Here is a 17,723-nt window from a genome sequence, read left to right as displayed (position 1 = left end):
GCGCCCTGGCAAGGGTGCGCGATCATGCAACCGGGGTATGGGTTCCGGCTTTCGCCGGAACGACAGCTTGCCATGCACGCTCGTCACGCAGCCTTAGCAATTAATCAGTAAAATCCCGGCTTTCGTCCCCACCGAACCGCCCATGAACGACACCGCCATCACCCGTCCCGCCACGCCCGTCCGCACCGAGATCGCCACGCTCTGGAAGCTGTCGTGGCCGATGCTGGTCGGCCAGCTGGCAACGGTCGGCATGGGCGTGGCCGACGTGGCGATGACCGGCCACGTCAACGCCAAGGAACTGGCCGCCGTCTCGCTCGGCGCATCGGTCTGGTCGATCGTGCTGGTCACCGTCATGGGCACGATGATGGCGATTAACACCGTGGTCGCACACGAAATCGGCGGCGCGCGCTACGACAAGATCCCGCACTCGGTGCGCCAGAGCCTGTGGAAGGGCCTGTTCATCGGCCTGATCGCCTGTGCCTTCGCCAATCTGTGTACCCTGCTGTTCGACCATATCGGGCTCGAACGCGACGTCGCCGACCGCGCCTCCACCTTCCTGCACGTCATCAGCGTGGGCATGCCGGCCTTTGCCTGCTACCGCGCGCTGTATGGCTACACCACCAGCATCAACCAGACCAAGCCGGTGATGATGATCGCCATCTTTGGCCTGCTCTACAACGTGGTGCTCAACTGGCTGCTCGTGTTCGGCCACTTCGGCCTGCCGCGCCTGGGCGCGATCGGCTGCGCGGTGTCCACGGCCAGCGGCATGTGGCTGATGCTGGGCGCCATGCTGTGGTGGATTCGCACCGCGCCCGCCTACCGCATGACCTATCCGTTCGCCCAATGGGACGGGCCGGACTGGGAAGAAATTGGCGCCATGCTCAAGCTCGGCATTCCGATTGGCATCACCTATTTTGCCGAGGTCAGCGCCTTCGGCCTGATCAGCCTGCTGGTGGCGCGTTTCGGGGTGGTGCAGGTGTCGGCGCACCAGATTGCGCTCAACTTCGTGTCGCTGGTGTTCATGGTGCCGCTCAGCTTTGGTATCGGCGTCCTCACCCGCGTGGGACAGGCAATGGGCGAAGGCAATCCGCAGCGCGCCCGCTTCGTCGCCTGGGTGGGCGTGGGCATGTGCATTGCGTTCGGTTTCCTCTCGGCGGCCTTCATTTCGGTGTTCCGCTGGGAGATCGCACGCGCCTACACCTCCGATCCCGCGGTGCAGGCGACCACCGTCACCCTGCTGCTGTTTGCCGCGCTGTTCCAGCTGTCGGACTCGACCCAGGTGGCCGCCGCCTCGGCCATCCGCGGCTACAAGGTCACCCGGCCGCCGATGCTGATCCACATGCTCGCGTTCTGGGTGTTCGCGCTGCCGCTGGGCTGCCTGCTGGGACTGGCCCCGGCGTGGGCGCCGGCCGCGCCCGCCGCACCGCTGGCAGCAAAAGGCTTCTGGATCGCGCTCGTGATCGGTCTCACGGTCGCGGCGGTGTTGCTGACGTGGTTTCTGGCGCGGCTGTCGGCCCACAAGGCGGCCTCGAATTCGTAGGGTGGGCGGGCTTTTCCGCCCATGCGTTCAAGCGGCGTTCGCGTCATTGCACCCTGTGCTTGACCGCGTGGGCAGAGAATCTGCCCACCCTACAGAAGCATCCATATTTACAGCTTTGCGACCTCTTCTCTGGTATCGTCTCGTGGTTGCACAAAACTAACTAAAGAGACACTGCCAATGCGCCTTCTTCTCTGCCTGCTGGCCGCCATCGCGGCCCTGCCTGCTTCCGCCGAAAAACTGACCCTCGACCGCATCTACGCCGACCCGTCCCTGTCCGGCCCGGGCGTGCGCAACCTGCGCGTGTCGCCGGACGGCGAGCGCGTGACCTTCCTGCGCGGCCGCGAGGACAACCAGTTCCAGATGGACCTGTGGGAATTCAACATGAAGGACAAGACCATGCACCGCCTGGTCGACTCCAAGAAACTGGTCCCCAACGAAAACCTGTCGCCGGAAGAACGCGCACGCCGCGAACGCGCACGCGTGGCCAGCCTGTCGGGCATCATCAGCTACAGCTGGGCGCCCAGCGGCAAGCAGCTGCTGGTGCCGATCGCGGGCGACCTGTACCTGGTGGACGTGGCCAACCCGGATCAGGCGCGCAAGGTTGCGTCGGGCAATGTCACCGATCCAAAGATCTCGCCGAAGGGCCGCTACGTCTCTTACGTGCGCGACCAGAACCTGTACGTGATCGACCTGTCCACCGGCAAGGAGCGCCAGCTCACCCTTGATGGCAAGGGCACGATCCACAACGGCGAGGCCGAATTCGTCGCGCAGGAAGAAATGGGCCAGCGCACCGGCTACTACTGGGCGCCGGACGATTCCGCGCTGGCCTACAAGCGCTTCGATGAATCCCAGGTGCCCGTGGCGCGCCGCTTCGAGATCTACGCCGACCGCACCGACGTGATCGACCAGCGCTACCCGGCCGCCGGCGACCCGAACGTGCTGGTGGACCTGATGATCGTCTCGCCCGCAACCGGCGAGCAGAAGAAAGTGGACCTGGGCCCCGAGAAGGACATCTACCTGGTGCGCGCCGACTGGAGCGCCGACAGCAAGACCCTCGTGTACCAGCGCCAGACGCGCGACCAGAAGCGCCTGGACCTGGTGGCGGTGGACGCCGCCACCCTCGCCCAGCGTCCGCTCTTGAGCGAAACCTCGAAGACCTGGGTCAGCATCCATGACGACCTGCGCTTTTTGAAAAGCCGCCCGGCCTTCATCTGGGCCTCGGAGCGCACCGGCCGCAACCACCTGTACCTGTACGACCTGAACGGCAAGCTGCTGCACCCGATCTCGCGCGGCGAATGGGGCGTGGACAACGTGCTGGCCGTGGACGAGCAGGCCGGCAAGGTGTACGTGGCATCGAACCGCGACGCCGTGATCGACAAGCAAGCCTACGCGCTGAACCTGGACGGCAGCAACGCCGACAAGCCGGTGCGCATCACCAAGGCCGACGGCTGGCACGAGGACAGCTTTGCGCAGAACGGCAAGCTGTTCGTCGACACCTTCTCGGACCCGGCCACGCCGCCGCAAGTGTCGATCCGCAAGCCGGACGGCAGCATGGTCGAATGGCTGGAGCACAATGAGCTGAACGCCAAGCATCCGTACGCGCCGTACGTGGCGAGCCACCTGCCGACCGAGTTCGGCACCATCAAGGCGCACGACGGGCAGACGATGTACTACTCGATGATCAAGCCGGCCGGTTTCGATCCGAACAAGCGCTATCCGGTGTTTCTGTTCGTGTACGGCGGCCCGCACTCGCAGCGCGTGACGCGCCAGTGGGGAAGCTCGCTGTTCAACCAGTACATGGCGCAGCAGGGCTTCATCGTGTTCACGCTGGACAACCGCGGCTCGTCGCGCCGCGAGCGCCAGTTCACCGACGTGATCTACGGCCAGCTCGGCAAGCATGAAGTCGAGGACCAGCTGACCGGCATCGAGTGGCTGAGCAAGCAAAGCTACGTCGATCCCAGGCGCGTGGGCGTGTTCGGCTGGAGCTACGGCGGCTTCATGACGCTGCGCATGCTGGCGGCGGCCTCGGACAAGATCGCGATGGGCGTGTCGGTGGCGCCGGTGACGGACTGGGCGCTGTATGACACGCACTACACCGAGCAGTTCGTGGGCGGCACGCCGAAATCGGTGCCCGAGGCGTACCAGCAAAGCGGCGTGTTCGCGCACCTGGACGGGCTCAAGTCGCCGCTGCTGCTGGTGCACGGCATGGCCGACGATAACGTGCTGTTCACCAACAGCACGCGCCTGATCGATTCGCTGGTCAATCGCAACGTGAAGTTCGACCTGATGACCTACCCCGGCGCGAAGCATGGCATTTCGTCGCGGGCCGGACAGCGGCACGTGTATGGGCTGATCGAGGCGTTCTTCAAGAAGAACCTTGGGGGCACCGAGGCAAAGTAACCAGGCATTGCCTTTCCCTGAACGGCCGCCTCGAGCGGCCGTTTTCTCGACATCAAAGCAATCTGACTTTTCGATGGACGCAATCTACAAGCTCTTCACAAACGGCAAGATCGACAATCTCGACCCCACGACCAAACGTCTTGCCAGCGTGCTGTTTTATGTCGCAATCGGCATTATCGTTTTTATCGTGGGCTTGACCGTCGTTGACGTTGCCGGGCATTGGGGAGTGGCTACGCCGCTGGGCACCTTCGGCGATTTCTTCGGCGGGGTGCTCAATCCGATTCTCGCGTTCCTCACGGTGATCGGGTTGGCCGTCACCATTGTGATGCAGCGTGCCACCATCTCGACATCCACGCTGCAGCGGTTTGAGACCACGTTTTTCAACCTGCTCGACCTGCACAACAAGATCGTCGATGAGCTGGTATTCGATTCAAAGATCATTCCCGACAGCGCCGAGCGACGCGAGATGCTGCGCATTGCCAACGTTCCCCCAGAGGAGCCGGAAATAGCGCGCGGGCGGGCCGTATTCGCGGTGATACTTGACCGGATAGCTAAAGCAGAAACGAACACTGTGTCGCGCGTCGAGATTTACCGGGAAAGGCTACAGGTCGAGAACAACCATGTGCTTGGCCACTATTTCCGTAACCTCTACCAGATCCTGCGTTTGGCGGACCGGCTGAAGCATGAATCGATCGACCCGGAGACCATTCAGACCTATACCGCCATCGTACGAGCCCAATTATCGGCAAACGAACTTGCCTTGCTCTTCTATAACTGCCTTCAAGGGATGGTGGACAGGGGTGAGTTCAAACAGCTTGTCATCGACTACAGGATACTGGAACACCTGCCCCTGCGCTACGATCGCTCGGCGAAGGAGCTGTATCACGAGAACCTGCCGACCGAATCGAATTATTTTCGCGAATACCTCGTCGCCGTCCCGCCTGGAGAAACCGCTAAACACCGGGTCCCCGCACCGCTGGCACCCGGGGCGTTTGGTACGAACCCGAAGGTGCACGAATTTCTTCTGGATGCCCAGCTGCCCATCCTGCCGGTGAAAAAATAACGGTGCGCATTTGAAAGGCAGGGACGAATAGGGCTTTTCCGAATAGCTCCGTTAATGCGCGATACTGCACGATTTGATCCGCGATCGCCGCGAAACGATATGATTCCCGCGCGATTCCTCACGCTCTTTGCGCGAAAACAGACGATTCAGTCCCGAAATTGAACGATACACCCGGCCGGCGAATCTAACTCATGTGTAGCGAACGAATCGTTTGAAAGCGTGAACGGTTCGGACGATTTCGGAACGCGAGCGTGCGGTTTCGCGTGAAAATCGCGCGGTCGCGCGTTGATATCGGGCCGATTCGATCAATATCGTGCGAAAGTGAGGCCTGTATGCAAAGAGAGCATCCCGAGCCTGCCATGGCTCTTCCCGTATCGTTGGAGATCTATCAGAAACTTGTGTCAGCCTCGGTGAGGACCGGGTTTCGTCAAGAAATCTGGGAGATCGGTGCCGCCGCAATCCGGGAGTGGCTGTCCAGGCACAATCCTGAATCGTTCCAAATGCCATCACTCTCGGGCTATCAGTGGAAAAACGTTTTTCTGCCGGACGGAACGCTGCTGAGGACCATTTTCAATGGCAGAAATTTCCATTGCCGGGTCGAAGGTGACGCGATCATCTACAACGGGGAGAAAGTCTCCCCGTGCGGCTTCGTCAATGCTGCGGGTGGGGTCAGGCGAAACGCGTGGAAGTCTACGTGGATACTGTTTCCAAATAGCTCGGTGTGGAAGTCGGCAGAGTCGCTACGCACGAAGAAGAAATCACGCAAACCGGCCACTTGAAGGATGCAAAAGCCTGTTTGCTATTCAACGGCTGCTTCGAGTCGGAAGCTGCCGTTCAGAGCCCGGCTGCAGCGGACCTGAAGCCGCCGTTGGCAGTGACAGTTCCTGGGGTCACAATTCGGCCCACTCCTCGTCCCTCGAAGTCCTTGCCGCGGCGATGCGCTTGGCTGGCGGTGCGGAGACCGAGGGTGCGATAGGCGTGCGGCGCCCGACGGCCGCGCCCGACCGGTCGGCCATTGCCTGATTCAGCCGGAACACGCTCACCGCGCGCGCCAGGCTGCCCGCTTGCTCCTGCATGGCCTCCGACGCCGCAGCCGCTTCCTCGACGAGCGACGCGTTTTGCTGGGTCACCTGGTCCATCTGGCTGATCGCCAGGTTGATCTGCTCGATGCCGGCGGTCTGCTCGCGGGTCGCGGCCGTCATTTCGGTCATGATGTCCGTGACCCGCTGCACGCTCTGGACAATTTCCTGCATGGTCACTCCGGCCTGCCCCACCAGCTTGGTACCGTCGTCAACCCGTTCCACGGAATCGTTGATCAGCTCCTTGATTTCCTTTGCGGCAGCAGCCGAGCGCTGCGCCAGATTGCGCACTTCGGACGCGACGACAGCGAAGCCGCGGCCCTGCTCACCGGCGCGCGCCGCTTCCACGGCCGCGTTGAGCGCGAGAATATTGGTCTGGAACGCGATCCCATCGATCACGCCAATGATCTCCTGGATCTTGGACGAAGATTCATTGATCGATGCCATCGTCTGGACGACCTGGCCCACCACCTCGCCGCCCTTGCCGGCAATCTGCGATGCAGCGGCGGCAAGCTGGTTGGCCTGGTGTGCATTCTCCGCGCTCTGCCGGACGGTCGAGGTGAGCTCTTCCATCGACGACGCCGTTTCTTCCAGCGAGCTGGCCTGTTCTTCCGTGCGCGAGGACAGGTCCTGGTTGCCGGCAGCGATCTCGCCAGATGCGGTGGCAATGGTATCGGTACCGGTACGGACCTCGGACACGATCCGCACCAGGCTCTCGTTCATGTGCTTGAGTGCGGTCAGCAGTTGGCCGATTTCGTCCTTGCTGTTGACCTGGATTTGCCGGGTCAGGTCGCCCTGCGCCACTGCTTCTGCTACCTCGACAGCAGTTGCGACCGGTGTCGTAATGGAGCGTGCAACCACAAAGCCGATGAGTGTCGCCGCCACAGCCGCGGCCAGCGCCAGGCCAATCATCAGGATGATCGCCTGGCGGCCGGCTTCCGCGGCATCGGCGCTGTCGCGTTCCATTTGCTGTTCCTGGTATTTGACCATCTTGTCGATGGCATCAAAATAGGCCGCCTGCAACGGCACAAGCTCGGTCGTGAGCAATTGCACGGCCTCCGCCTGCTTCCCTTCCAGATAGAGACTGGCGGTGCGATCGCGTGCCGGCGCGTACTTGGCGCGCGTATCGTTGATCTCCTTGTAGAGCGCTTTTCCGGTCGGCGTGATGTTCAGTTTCTCCAGCCTGGCGAGAATCTCCTGGCTTCCCTTGCGCGTTGTCGTCAGCTGTTCCAGATACTGCTTCGCGGCGGCCGGGTCGGAAAACAACAAGGCGGTGCGCAGGTTCACGGCCCCGGTATTCACGGAATCGCGCAGGCGCGCGCTCAACGCCGCCTTTGTATAGCGATCCTGTACCACTTTGGCCGTGGTTTGATTACTGTCTTGCAGGCGGGTGATGCCGACGAGCGCCACCACGAACAGCAGCACGATCATCAGCGCGAAGCCTGCACCCAGGCGTACCCCGACTTTTAAATCCGCGAATCTCACTTCCAGCACCCCTTGATTTTATAAGTTTCCGTTGGGAAATATTCGTTACTCAGGATACTTACGAAGAAGATATACTGTCAATAGCGCCTTTTTTGTTCCCTGCGGTCTATGGCGTTATGCCGAGATTTAACAAAAGCCAAAAGCCGGAACGCAAAAAAAAACAGCCGCGCTTGCGTGCGCGGCTGCTGTTTGCAAAAAGCTCGCTGGGATCAGCGGTTGCCTTTGTTCACGGCGTCCTTCAGGTCGCCCCACTTCTCTTGCACTTTGCCTTCGGCTTGGTTCGACAGGCCTTCGGTCTGCTGCTGGCTGCTGCCAGTGACCTTGCCGACCTCTTCCTGAATTTTGCCGCCGATGTCTTTGGCTTTGCCTTTGATTTGGTCGTCGTTCATTTGGATTACCTCGCTCTGTCGTTGAAACGAGTCTTTATCCTACGCCGAACGACACATGCGGTCCGTACGCCAGGTAACACTAGCATTTGCGCCAGACGCTGGCGAGCCAGGGCTGCTGGTCGCGAGGTAATCCTGTTGGACGGTAATAGTGATCCACCGGAAGGAAGCCGGCGGTGGTGAGGTAGCGTTCCCAAGTGTCGTAGTCATAGTAACTGCCGTAGCGAGGACCGTTCCAGCCTTCTTCGTTGTGTCCACGAGGATTGGAGCTGAACAGGACGCCGCCAGGCTTCAGCGCGGCATGCAGGTCGGCCAACACCTTGGGCAGCGCGGCACTGGGAACGTGGAACAGGACCGCGTTGGCGAAGATCCCGTCAAAGGTTTCATGGGGCAGCCGCAGGTGCAGCAAGTGCTGGTGCCAGACTTCGCAGCCGCTGAAGCGGCGTGCCATGTGGACGAATTGTTCGCAACCGTCCAGGCCAATGGCGTGGTGGCCGCGTGCGGCGAAGGATTTCAGGTCGCGGCCGGGTCCGCAGCCAAGGTCGAGGATCGTGAAAGGCGGCTCGGCGTCGATGGCGTTCAGGAGCGCATCGATGTTCTGGCTGACGTCGTGGTCGATGGTGCCGGCGAAGAAGGCGTCGGCGTTATGCGCGTAGTGGGCCAGCGTTTTGTTGGTGATGTCGTCGAGAGGATCGTTCATGGCCGTCGTCCCGACGCAAGTCGGGACCCATGCTGAGTTTGCTGGTTAGTTAGCGGTTGCTATATCTGACGCTCAGTTTGGGTCCCGGCTTTTGCCGGGACGACGTGCTGGGGGCAACGCTTACCAGACGCGCACGCGCTGCTCTGGCGGCAGGTACAGCTTCTCGCCAGGCTTGACGTCGAACGCCTTGTACCATGCGTCCAGGTTGCGCACGGTCGCGGTGCGGTATTGCGGCGGGGCGTGGCCGTCGGTCAGGATGCCGCGGCGCTCCGCTGCCTCGCGCATCTTGGTGCGCCAGCTGTGCGCAAAGCCGATGAAGAAGTCACGGTCGGTCGCCTCGTTCGCTTTCGGCCCCATCGCGGCATGGTACGCATCGTACGACGCGGCAATTCCGGCCAGGTCAGCCAGGTTTTCCGACAGCGTCTGCTGGCCGTTTACCGCCAGATCCGGGAACGGTTTGTAGGCCGAATACTGCGCCACCAGCTTTTGCGACGCTTCCTTGAAGTGCTTCTCGTCTTGCGGGGTCCACCAGTTGCGCAGGCGGCCCTGGGCATCGAACTGCGCGCCCTGGTCGTCGAAGCTGTGGCTGATCTCGTGGCCGATGATGGAACCGATCGAGCCATAGTTGGTCGCATCCGATGCATTCGCATCGAAGAACGGCGGCTGCAGGATCGCGGCCGGGAAGTTCAGCGCGTTTTGCAGCGGCAGGTTGACCGCGTTCACCAGCTGCGGCGGCATCGCCCATTCGGTGCGGTCCGGCTTCTTGCCCAGCTTGGCGATCTCGTGCGCGGTCTGGAATTCCTCGGCGTGCACGGCGTTGGCGAAGGCGTCGGTGGGCGACACGGCCAAGCCCTCATACGATTTCCAGTGATCCGGATAGCCCACGCCCACGTACAGGGTCTTGAGCTTTTCCTTGGCCTGCGCGCGCGTGGTCGGCGCCATCCAGTCCAACTTGTCGATGCGCTTGTCGAAGGCGGCGATGATGTTGGTCACCATCTGCTGCACGCGCGTCTTGCTCTCGGCCGGGAAGTATTTCTCGACGTAGATCTTGCCGATCGCTTCGTCCATGGCGCCGTTGGTCGCGGACAGCGCGCGCTTCCAACGCACCGACTGTTGCGGCGTGCCGGTCAGCGCCTTGCCGTAGAACTCGAAGCGCTGATCGGCAAAGGCCTTGGGCAGCACGCTGGCGAAGTGGTTGATTTGATGGAAGGCCAGCCAGTCCTTCCAGGTGGCCAGGTCGGTGCTGCGCACCAGCGAGGCTTCGCCCTTGACGGCGGTTGGGTGCCAGACGATGAACTTCTGCTGGCCGTTCAGGCGCGCGGCCTTGAAGAAGGCGTTCCAGTCCATGCCCGGCGCCTTGGTGGCAAAGTCCTTGGCGGCCCAGGTGTTGTCGGCCTTGAGCACGTCGGCCGACACTTCGCGCGTGGCGTGCGTTTGGGCGATGGCCGATTCCAGCGCGAACACGCGCTTGGCGCGGGCGTCCACGTTGTCGTAGCCGGCCAGCTTGAGCATCGCGGCGATGTGCTTCTGGTACTTGTCGCGCAGATCGTCCATGCGCTGGCTCTTGTCCAGGTAGTAGGCGCGGTCCGGCATGCCCAGGCCGCCCTGCAACAGGTACGGGGTGTTATGCCCCGGGTCGTGCAGGCCCGGGGACACCCACAGGCCGAACAGGTTTTCGGTGTAGAAGTTGGTGGCGTTCAGCGGGTCCACGTCGGCGCGCAGGTTTTCGCCCAGCGCGCGCGTGAGGCCGGCCTTGTCCTTGATCGCGTCGATGCGCGCCAGATAGGGCTTGAGCGGGGCGATGCCCTTCTCTTCGATCGCGCCCTCGTTCATGTAGGCGCTGTAGTAGTCCGATACCTTGCGGGCCTCGGGGCTGAGGTCCTTCTGCCCGGCCAGCCCTTCGATCAGCTTGGCGATGCGCTGGTTGGTCTCTTCCGCCAACTGCCCCATCGCGCCCCAGCCGCTCTTATCGGCCGGAATTTCGGTCTTGGCCAGCCAGTCGCCATTGGCCCAGGCGAAGAAGTCGTCGCCCGGCAGCATGGTCATGGATTTGGTTTCGGCTTGCTTGACCGCTTCCTGCCCGGCGCCGTGCGCGGGCGAAAAGGCGAGCGAGGCGCCGCACAGGGCCAGGGCGATGGCAGTCTTGATCGGTGTCCAGCGAGTGTTCATGGTGTCCCTTCTCGGTTTTATCGATTGCTGCATGCATTATCCGCGCAAGCAAGAGATCTTGCCCACGCGGATGGTAACTCACTTCAGGGCGGCCCCAGCCTGCGGCAACAGGCGCGCCTTTTGTGCCGCACGGATGCGCACGCCATTGCCGACACGCTGGGCTTCGACCAGTGCATCGGGGCCAAAGTTCTGGCGGACATAGTTTTCCATCATGTCCGCATCGGCGGCGCGGTTCGAGGCGCTCACGACCTCGGCAAAGGCACGGTTGCTGCTCATGGCGTCCAGGTTCTTCAGCAGCTGGTCGCGGTGGTCAACGGCAAATTTCCAGGCGAGGTCGAGGTGTTCGCGCGCCACGCCCGGCACGATCACGCTGGCCAGGTGCGGCGGCAGTTGCGGCGACAGCGCCAGCTGCAGGGTGCGCGCGGCCAGCGCCGGGTCTTGCGCGCTCATCAGGGCGCGGCCGAAGCGGTTGCGCTCCTCACCGCTGGTGGTTTCCAGCGCGCGCCTGGTGAGCGCATCGTAGGTGGCGGCGTCGGCGTAGCGGCCGGCCGTGCCAATCACAAAGTCGAGCATGGACGGACTCACCGAGGATGGGTCCTCCAGATAGCGCGCAAAGCGGGTCTTGGCTTCGCGGATCGCTTCCTCGTCGCCCGCACGCGCCAGTGCGGTTGCCAGCAAGGCACGCAGGCGCTTGTCTTCGGTGGGTTCGCCCTGCTTTTCATCCCAGCCCAGTTCGCGGAATTTGGGCTTGGCAAAGCCGATGATGAACTTGCCGATCAGCGCTTGCTGCGGCTCGCCGCGCGAGAGCTGGTACAGATTGCCCAGGTTGCCCGCGATCGACTCCCACACGGCCAGGCGCTGCTCGTCGCGGTACTGGCTCACCAGGTTCAGGTAGCTGTCCAGCTGCATGCGGCCGTCGCTCACCATGGCCCAGGTGTCGGTGAGCAATTTCAGCCGCGTGGGGTCGGGCAGCTTGGGCGCCTGCGCGGCCAGCGCCTGGAAGCTCTGCGGGTCGTACTGGACGCGGAAGAAACCCACGCTGTACGGGTCCACCACCAGCGCGCCGTCGCAGTTGGCCTGGGTCACGGTGGCGCTTGGGGTGGACAGCAGCGTGTACCCGGCCTTGCCGTTGACCGTGCCCACTTGCACCGGCACGTTCCAGACGCGCTTGTCGGTAGCCGGCTCGTCGAGGCGGAACACTTCCTGCGACAGCGTCACGCGGCGCTTGCCGTCCACGCAGGCCTGCTCCACCTTCACCAACGGGAATCCGGCCTGCAGCGTCCAGTCGGACGCGAGCTTGCCGACCGGCTTGCCGGACGCCGCTTCCAGCGCGTTCCACAGGTCTTGCGAGGTGGTGTTGGAATACTGGTGCTTGGCCATGTAGCTGCGGATGCCGCGGCGGAACGAGTCCTCGCCCAGGTAGGCCTCGAGCATGCGCAGGAAGGCTTCGCCCTTCTGGTAGGTGATCGCGTCGAAGGCGTTGGCGGCCTGCGCTTCGTTGTCGATCCGGGTCTGGATCGGGTGCGTGGTCTTGCGCGCATCGAGGTTAAGCACGTATTCGCGCTCGGCAATCGCATCCAGGTAAGGCCGCCATTCCGGGTGGAAGTGGTCCATCGCCTTGGTCGACATCCAGGACGCAAAGCCTTCGTTCAGCCACAGGTTGTCCCACCACGCCATCGTCACCAGGTTGCCGAACCACTGGTGCGCGATCTCGTGCGAGTTGACCATGAAGGTGCCCTTCTTCACCGGCACCGGGCTGCGCTTGGGATCGACCAGCAGCGCCGCCTCGTTGTACACGATGCCGCCCCAGTTCTCCATCGCCCCGTTGAAGCCGCCTGGCACGGCGATCAGGTCGAGCTTGGGCAGCGGGTAGGGCACGCCGAAGTAATTGTTGTAGTAGTGCAGCACTTGCTTGGCATCGGCCAGCGGCAGCGTGGCGCTTTCCTGTTTGCCGGCAGTGGTGACGACGCCGATTTCCACGCCGTCCTGCTTGGCGGCCACGCGTTCGAGCTCGCCGGCGACCAGCACCACCAGGTAGCTTGGCATCTTGGGCGTCGCGGCAAAGGATACGCGCTTCTTGCCGTCCGGTAGCGCCTGCTGCTTGTCCACCGGGGTGTTGGAGTAGGCGCTGAAGGTGGCGGGCACGTCGATCGACAGCTTGAATTTGGCGCGGAACGAGGGCTCGTCCCAGCTGGGCAGCAGGCGGCGCGCGTCGCTCGGTTCCATCGTAGTGCCGATCATTTTCTTGTCAGCACCGGCAACCTTGTAATTCATATGGAACATGCCACGCGGCTCGCGGTTGATCAGGCCGCGGAACTGCAGCGCCAGCTTGTAGCGGCCTGGTTGCAGCGGTTGGGCCAGGTTGAAGGTCACGGTCTGCTGCTGGCGGTCCACCGACGGGACCAGCTTGAGGATGGAGATGCCCTTGCCGGAGAGCGTGGCCGCATCGATGTCGAGGTTGTCGGCGTTGAGCATCAGCGTCGAGGTCTGCTTCCTGACCTCGATCTCCACGGTTTCGTCGCCGCGGAAGGTGTTGGCCTCGATGTCGGGCACGATGTGGGCCAGGTACTGGACCGGCAGCACGTCCTTGGGCAACTTGCCCGGCGTGGCATCGAAGGAAAACGGCGCTTCGGCCAGGGCCAACCCGGCGGTCGTGGTCAAAGTGGCAACAACTGCGGCATGCAGCAGGTGATTCTTCATACTCTCCCCTTCTTTTCTTGTTCTGGACCCGCCCGTCGGCGGGATCTCCCAGCTTCGACTGTAGGGAAAGCGACGGTGGGCCGCATGGCAAATGCGACAGGATGCAGAAATCGCCGCTGGAACGCATTTTTTCGGGAATGGCCGTGCCGGGCGTTGGATGCAGCGAAAAAAAATTAAAAATATTTGCGCGGAACCCTAAAGTTCGCCAAAAGACTGCCGATATGCCCAAGAGAACCGGCAATCCGGCCGGCGTATGCAGTCGAGGTGGGCCATGACCTCCAACGAAGTGCTTTCGATGTACGAAAAAATTGCCGGCCTGACAAGCGGGATGGCAATGGCGGCGCAGGCCGGCGACTGGGAGCGCCTGAGTCAACTGGAAACACGCTGCCTGATCGAACGCGCGGCCGCTTCGTCCGGCATGCCGGCGCTGCAAGGCGCTCAGCGCAGCCGCAAGGTCGAGCTGATCAAGCAGATTCTCGCCAACGACCGCGCCATCCGAGCCGTCACCGAGCCATGGATGAATCGCCTGGACGCGGCCATGTGCGCGCACTGAGCCTTGCCCTTCTCCAACGAAAAAGCGCCCGCGAGGCGCTTTTTGATTTTGTAGGGTGGGCGGGTCTCCCGCCCACGCGTTCAACCCAGACTGGCCACTCGGCGCAACCACTGCACCCCGGTTGAACGCGCGGGCACGCGGCTCGTCGGGCAACAAAAAAGCGCCACACGGGCGCTTTGCGGGAATTCGGGAGAGCGAGCACCAGGTATCTCCTGGCGTCGCCTCGTGCCGGTTGCATCCGGCGTTTGCCGCCACTGTTGGCTAGCAAACCGCTTCCGGACTCAGGCGTTTCCTCAACGATCATCTGTTTTCCGCGCCACGCTATCGGTGGTGGCTGCGCCAGATCCTGAGCCGTTTTTTGCTGTGGTATATACAACCACGGCGCCAGTATAACCAAAAATTTTGACCGTGGGGTAAATTTTTGTACCGTCGTTATCCGGCCGCCTCTTCGCTCGCCTCCGCCTCTTGCGGCTTGGTGTCGGAAGGTTCGACGCGCTTGGCCGGCTTTGCCTTTGCGCCCTTGCGCCTGCTTCGCCACAGCTGCCAGCCACCGACCAGCGCAAACACGGCCGCGCCCAACCCCGCGATCCAAGCCCAGGGCATGCCTGGCTCGGGCGGCGCCGGCTTGTCGGCTGCTGGCTTGCTGACCGCTGGCTTAACGGCCGGCGTCGCTGCCTCTGCAGGCTTGGCCACCTTGGGCTCGGCATGCTGCTCAGCCGGCTGATCCGTTGCGCCGGACGCGCTGTCGTGGCCCGCAGCGGCCTCCTTCTGCGTCGGCGGCGCTGGCTGCTTAGCCGGTTCGGGAGCCGCCTGCGCTTCGGCCTGCAGCGCGCGTACACGGCCTTCCAGCATGAGCAGCTTGGCCTGCAGCTCGGCGTTCTTGCCGTCGAGCGCCGCGCACACGGCTTCGGCCTTGGATGGCCCGCGCCGGCAGGCTGCTTCAGGCTGGGGCCGGGGCCTGGGCAACGGGACGGCTTGTGGACGGGCCGGTTTCGGCTTTGGCCAGGCCAGCGGCGGCGGCGCCGGCTCCCTGCTGACGGCCGGCAGCGGCACCGGAGCCGTCACCGGCACCGGGGGCGTTGGATCGGGAGTGAACCACAAGGTTGCCAGCCGTACTGTCTTCTGGCCGCCTTCAGTCAGCTCCAGGTACACGTGCAGGTGCTCGCCCTCGACCGGCTTGAGCGACGTCAGGTGCAGGAACTGCTTGCCGTCGCGCCGCATCACATTCATGTTCAGCGATGACAGCACAGCGGGCATGTCGATCCCCGCGCCCTGGTACACGTCGCGGCTGGCCAGGCGCGCCTGCACACTGGCGGCCTGGTCCTGGAGCGAGGTCAACTCGATATCGGCGACCAACTGCTGGCCGATGTACGAGTTCACTTTCGCCTCGCCAAGCTCAACAGCACTTGCCTGCGCGGCGGCGCAGGCAAAGATGAAGCTGGCAGTGTGTCGAAAGAGGCGGCGGGCCATGAAAAAGTGTGGTCAATTTGTGTCCTAAGCGTAATTAACGGGCGCTGGAGTAAACTCTTTAGTCCGATTGCACAATTGACAGGATGGCGTGATGGAAACCCGGACCGAAAAAGACAGCTTTGGGCCTATCGAAGTCCCCGCGGATCACCTGTGGGGCGCGCAGACGCAGCGCTCGCTGCACCATTTCCACATATCCACCGAGCGGATGGCGCCAGAGCTGGTTGCCGCGCTGGCGCAAGTCAAGCGGGCGGCCGCGGCCGTCAACCGCTCGCTCGGCAAGCTGGAGCGCGACAAGGCCGACGCCATTATGAAAGCCGCTGACGAGGTGCTCGAAGGTCAGCACGCGGACGAGTTTCCGCTGTCCGTGTGGCAGACGGGCTCGGGCACACAGAGCAACATGAACATGAACGAGGTGCTGGCCAACCGCGCCTCCGAGATCCTGGGCGGGCAGCGCGGCGAGGCGCGGCTGCTGCACCCCAACGATCATGTGAACATGGGCCAGTCGTCCAACGACATGTTCCCGACGGCCATGCACGTGGCGGCCGCCACCGCCGTGTCGCAGCAGGTGCTGCCGGCGCTGGCACGGCTGCGCGGCACGCTGGAGGTAAAGGCACGCGACTTTGCCGGCATCGTCAAGATCGGCCGCACCCACCTGCAGGACGCGACGCCGCTCACGCTCGGGCAGGAATTTTCGGGCTACGTCGCCCAGCTGGAGTTTGCCGAGCACGCGATCCGCACCACCCTGCCCGGCCTGCTGCTGCTGGCCGCCGGCGGCACCGCAGTCGGCACCGGGCTGAACGCACACCCCGAGTTTGCGCCGCGCATTGCGGCCGAGATCGGATCGCGCACCGGGCTGTCGTTCAAGAGCGCGCCCAACAAGTTCGCGGCGCTGGCTGCGCACGATGCGATCGTCTCGGCGCATGGCGCGCTCAAGACGCTGGGCACCGCGCTCATGAAGATCGCCAACGACGTGCGCTGGATGGCGTCTGGCCCGCGCTCGGGCCTGGGCGAGATCACGATTCCCGAAAACGAGCCGGGCAGCTCGATCATGCCGGGCAAGGTCAACCCGACCCAGGCCGAGGCGCTGACGATGCTGTGCTGCCAGGTGTTCGGCAACGATGTGGCGATCACCATCGGCGGCTCACAGGGCAATTTCGAGCTGAACGTGTTCAAGCCGATGATTGCGCACAATTTTTTGCAGAGCTGCCGGCTGCTGGCCGACGGCATGCGCTCGTTCGAGGAGCATTGTGCGCGCGGCATCGAGCCGAACCGCGCCCGCATCGGCGAGCTGATGGAACGCTCGCTGATGCTGGTGACCGCGCTGGCCCCGCATATCGGTTATGATCGCGCGGCTCAGATCGCAAAGGCCGCGCAGCACGAGGGCATCACCTTGCGCGAGGCGGCACTGCAGTCCGGTCACGTGACCGAGCAGCAGTTCAACGAATGGATCGTGCCGATCGAAATGACACGGCCGCATCCGGTGTAAGGGCTTGGCGCGGAATGCCGCCTCAACCGTACGCCGCACATTTTTTACCGGGGATAGAATGGAACAGACAGTTATCGAATTGACATCGGAATTCATCGAACTCAACCAGTTGCTCAAGATCGCCGGGCTGGTCGATAGCGGCGGCGCCGGCAAGCACATGGTCGATAGCGGCGTGGTGTCAGTCGATGGCAAGCAGGAGCTGCGCAAGACCGCGAAGATCCGCGCCGGCCAGGTGGTCACCGTGGGCGACATGCGAATCCGCGTCCAATAAACAGGCTGCCAGCCTGTGCGGCGCACGTTTGCGCCGAGACAAATGCGCCAGGGCTCCCTTGTTTATATTTTAAGTGTGATCAACCGGCTTAAGGTGAGCGCGATGGAAACCCCGGACAACAATTCCCATACGCAGGAACGGCTGATCGGCGACTTAAGGGCCGTCATCGAAAACGCGGAAGAGCTGCTGAAAAACACCGATCAGTACACCAGCGTGCTGTACCAGAACGCGCGGGCCAAGCTGGCCATGGCACTGGACGCCGCCAACGAGGAGCTGGCGCGCTTCGAGGACGCCCAGCTGGCGCGCATGATCGACGCCACGCGCGAGGCAAACGCACGCTTCAACGACCGAACCGGCGAGGCACGCATCCTGCGCGCTTTCCAGGACCTGCATTGACTGACCTGCTCTCAGGACGGGCGGA

Annotated in this window: 14 protein-coding genes; 8 read left to right on the top strand and 6 right to left on the bottom strand. The window is 63.1% G+C overall.

Annotated features, from left to right (window positions below):
• Positions 1–142 precede the first annotated feature (142 nt).
• The 4 genes from NX773_RS10110 to NX773_RS10095 all read left to right on the top strand — a co-directional run bounded on the left by NX773_RS10110 (position 143) and on the right by NX773_RS10095 (position 5,782).
• Complete coding sequence (locus NX773_RS10110) at positions 143–1,540, top strand: MATE family efflux transporter (protein ID WP_258856207.1); 1,398 nt, start codon at positions 143–145, stop codon at positions 1,538–1,540.
• Positions 1,541–1,717: 177 nt separating this feature from the next.
• Positions 1,718–3,940: a S9 family peptidase gene (locus NX773_RS10105; protein ID WP_258856206.1), complete on the top strand. Its 2,223-nt coding sequence runs from the start codon at positions 1,718–1,720 to the stop codon at positions 3,938–3,940.
• A 73-nt stretch (positions 3,941–4,013) separates the two neighbouring features.
• Positions 4,014–5,003: a putative phage abortive infection protein gene (locus NX773_RS10100; protein ID WP_258856205.1), complete on the top strand. Its 990-nt coding sequence runs from the start codon at positions 4,014–4,016 to the stop codon at positions 5,001–5,003.
• Between the two features lie 359 nt (positions 5,004–5,362).
• A complete protein-coding gene (locus NX773_RS10095; protein ID WP_258856204.1) occupies positions 5,363–5,782 on the top strand; it encodes a hypothetical protein in 420 nt (139 codons plus the stop codon).
• Positions 5,783–5,893: 111 nt separating this feature from the next.
• Here NX773_RS10095 and NX773_RS10090 read toward each other — a convergent pair whose 3' ends face one another.
• The 5 genes from NX773_RS10090 to NX773_RS10070 form a co-directional block, all read right to left on the bottom strand.
• Entirely contained in the window at positions 5,894–7,513 is a 1,620-nt protein-coding gene (locus NX773_RS10090) for a methyl-accepting chemotaxis protein (protein ID WP_370662239.1), read from the bottom strand.
• Positions 7,514–7,776: 263 nt separating this feature from the next.
• Positions 7,777–7,956, bottom strand: a complete 180-nt coding sequence (locus NX773_RS10085; protein ID WP_258822491.1) for a CsbD family protein — start codon at positions 7,954–7,956, stop codon at positions 7,777–7,779.
• A 79-nt stretch (positions 7,957–8,035) separates the two neighbouring features.
• Entirely contained in the window at positions 8,036–8,653 is a 618-nt protein-coding gene (locus NX773_RS10080) for a class I SAM-dependent methyltransferase (RefSeq protein WP_258856202.1), read from the bottom strand.
• Between the two features lie 120 nt (positions 8,654–8,773).
• A complete protein-coding gene (locus NX773_RS10075) occupies positions 8,774–10,822 on the bottom strand; it encodes a M13 family metallopeptidase (protein WP_258856201.1) in 2,049 nt (682 codons plus the stop codon).
• Between the two features lie 78 nt (positions 10,823–10,900).
• Positions 10,901–13,522, bottom strand: a complete 2,622-nt coding sequence (locus NX773_RS10070) for a M1 family metallopeptidase (RefSeq protein WP_258856200.1) — start codon at positions 13,520–13,522, stop codon at positions 10,901–10,903.
• Between the two features lie 271 nt (positions 13,523–13,793).
• On the opposite strand from NX773_RS10070, the gene NX773_RS10065 reads away from it, so the two are divergent.
• Positions 13,794–14,075, top strand: coding sequence for a flagellar protein FliT (locus NX773_RS10065; RefSeq protein WP_258856199.1), 282 nt, complete (start codon positions 13,794–13,796; stop codon positions 14,073–14,075).
• A 432-nt stretch (positions 14,076–14,507) separates the two neighbouring features.
• On the opposite strand, the gene NX773_RS10060 is transcribed toward NX773_RS10065, so the two are convergent.
• A complete protein-coding gene (locus NX773_RS10060) occupies positions 14,508–15,545 on the bottom strand; it encodes a FimV/HubP-related protein (RefSeq protein ID WP_258856198.1) in 1,038 nt (345 codons plus the stop codon).
• 91 nt (positions 15,546–15,636) lie between these two features.
• On the opposite strand from NX773_RS10060, the gene fumC reads away from it, so the two are divergent.
• The 3 genes from fumC (at position 15,637) to NX773_RS10045 (ending at position 17,698) form a co-directional block, all read left to right on the top strand.
• A complete protein-coding gene (fumC, locus tag NX773_RS10055) occupies positions 15,637–17,031 on the top strand; it encodes a class II fumarate hydratase (RefSeq protein ID WP_258856197.1) in 1,395 nt (464 codons plus the stop codon).
• Positions 17,032–17,089: 58 nt separating this feature from the next.
• Positions 17,090–17,302 carry an RNA-binding S4 domain-containing protein gene (locus NX773_RS10050; protein ID WP_258856196.1) on the top strand — a complete coding sequence of 71 codons (213 nt, stop codon included), beginning with the start codon at positions 17,090–17,092 and terminating at the stop codon, positions 17,300–17,302.
• A gap of 102 nt (positions 17,303–17,404) precedes the next feature.
• Positions 17,405–17,698 (top strand): DUF883 domain-containing protein, encoded by a 294-nt coding sequence (locus tag NX773_RS10045; RefSeq protein ID WP_258856195.1) that lies wholly within the window; start codon positions 17,405–17,407, stop codon positions 17,696–17,698.
• Positions 17,699–17,723: the final 25 nt, after the last annotated feature.

Source organism: Massilia solisilvae, from assembly GCF_024753215.1.
GTDB lineage: Bacteria > Pseudomonadota > Gammaproteobacteria > Burkholderiales > Burkholderiaceae_D > Telluria > Telluria solisilvae.
Note: the sequence above shows the minus strand (reverse complement) of the source record. Positions and strands in the feature narration are given on the sequence as shown.

Bases quoted from the DNA above. Each gene is read 5' to 3' on its own strand.
- NX773_RS10050 (WP_258856196.1), top strand. From the start codon at position 17,090: ATGGAACAGACAGTTATCGAATTGACATCGGAATTCATCGAACTCAAC.
- NX773_RS10070 (WP_258856200.1), bottom strand. From the start codon at position 13,522: ATGAAGAATCACCTGCTGCATGCCGCAGTTGTTGCCACTTTGACCACG.
- NX773_RS10105 (WP_258856206.1), top strand. From the start codon at position 1,718: ATGCGCCTTCTTCTCTGCCTGCTGGCCGCCATCGCGGCCCTGCCTGCT.
- NX773_RS10065 (WP_258856199.1), top strand. From the start codon at position 13,794: ATGACCTCCAACGAAGTGCTTTCGATGTACGAAAAAATTGCCGGCCTG.
- NX773_RS10090 (WP_370662239.1), bottom strand. From the start codon at position 7,513: ATGATCGTGCTGCTGTTCGTGGTGGCGCTCGTCGGCATCACCCGCCTG.
- NX773_RS10095 (WP_258856204.1), top strand. From the start codon at position 5,363: ATGGCTCTTCCCGTATCGTTGGAGATCTATCAGAAACTTGTGTCAGCC.
- NX773_RS10060 (WP_258856198.1), bottom strand. From the start codon at position 15,545: ATGGCCCGCCGCCTCTTTCGACACACTGCCAGCTTCATCTTTGCCTGC.
- fumC (WP_258856197.1), top strand. From the start codon at position 15,637: ATGGAAACCCGGACCGAAAAAGACAGCTTTGGGCCTATCGAAGTCCCC.
- NX773_RS10100 (WP_258856205.1), top strand. From the start codon at position 4,014: ATGGACGCAATCTACAAGCTCTTCACAAACGGCAAGATCGACAATCTC.
- NX773_RS10045 (WP_258856195.1), top strand. From the start codon at position 17,405: ATGGAAACCCCGGACAACAATTCCCATACGCAGGAACGGCTGATCGGC.
- NX773_RS10080 (WP_258856202.1), bottom strand. From the start codon at position 8,653: ATGAACGATCCTCTCGACGACATCACCAACAAAACGCTGGCCCACTAC.
- NX773_RS10110 (WP_258856207.1), top strand. From the start codon at position 143: ATGAACGACACCGCCATCACCCGTCCCGCCACGCCCGTCCGCACCGAG.
- NX773_RS10075 (WP_258856201.1), bottom strand. From the start codon at position 10,822: ATGAACACTCGCTGGACACCGATCAAGACTGCCATCGCCCTGGCCCTG.
- NX773_RS10085 (WP_258822491.1), bottom strand. From the start codon at position 7,956: ATGAACGACGACCAAATCAAAGGCAAAGCCAAAGACATCGGCGGCAAA.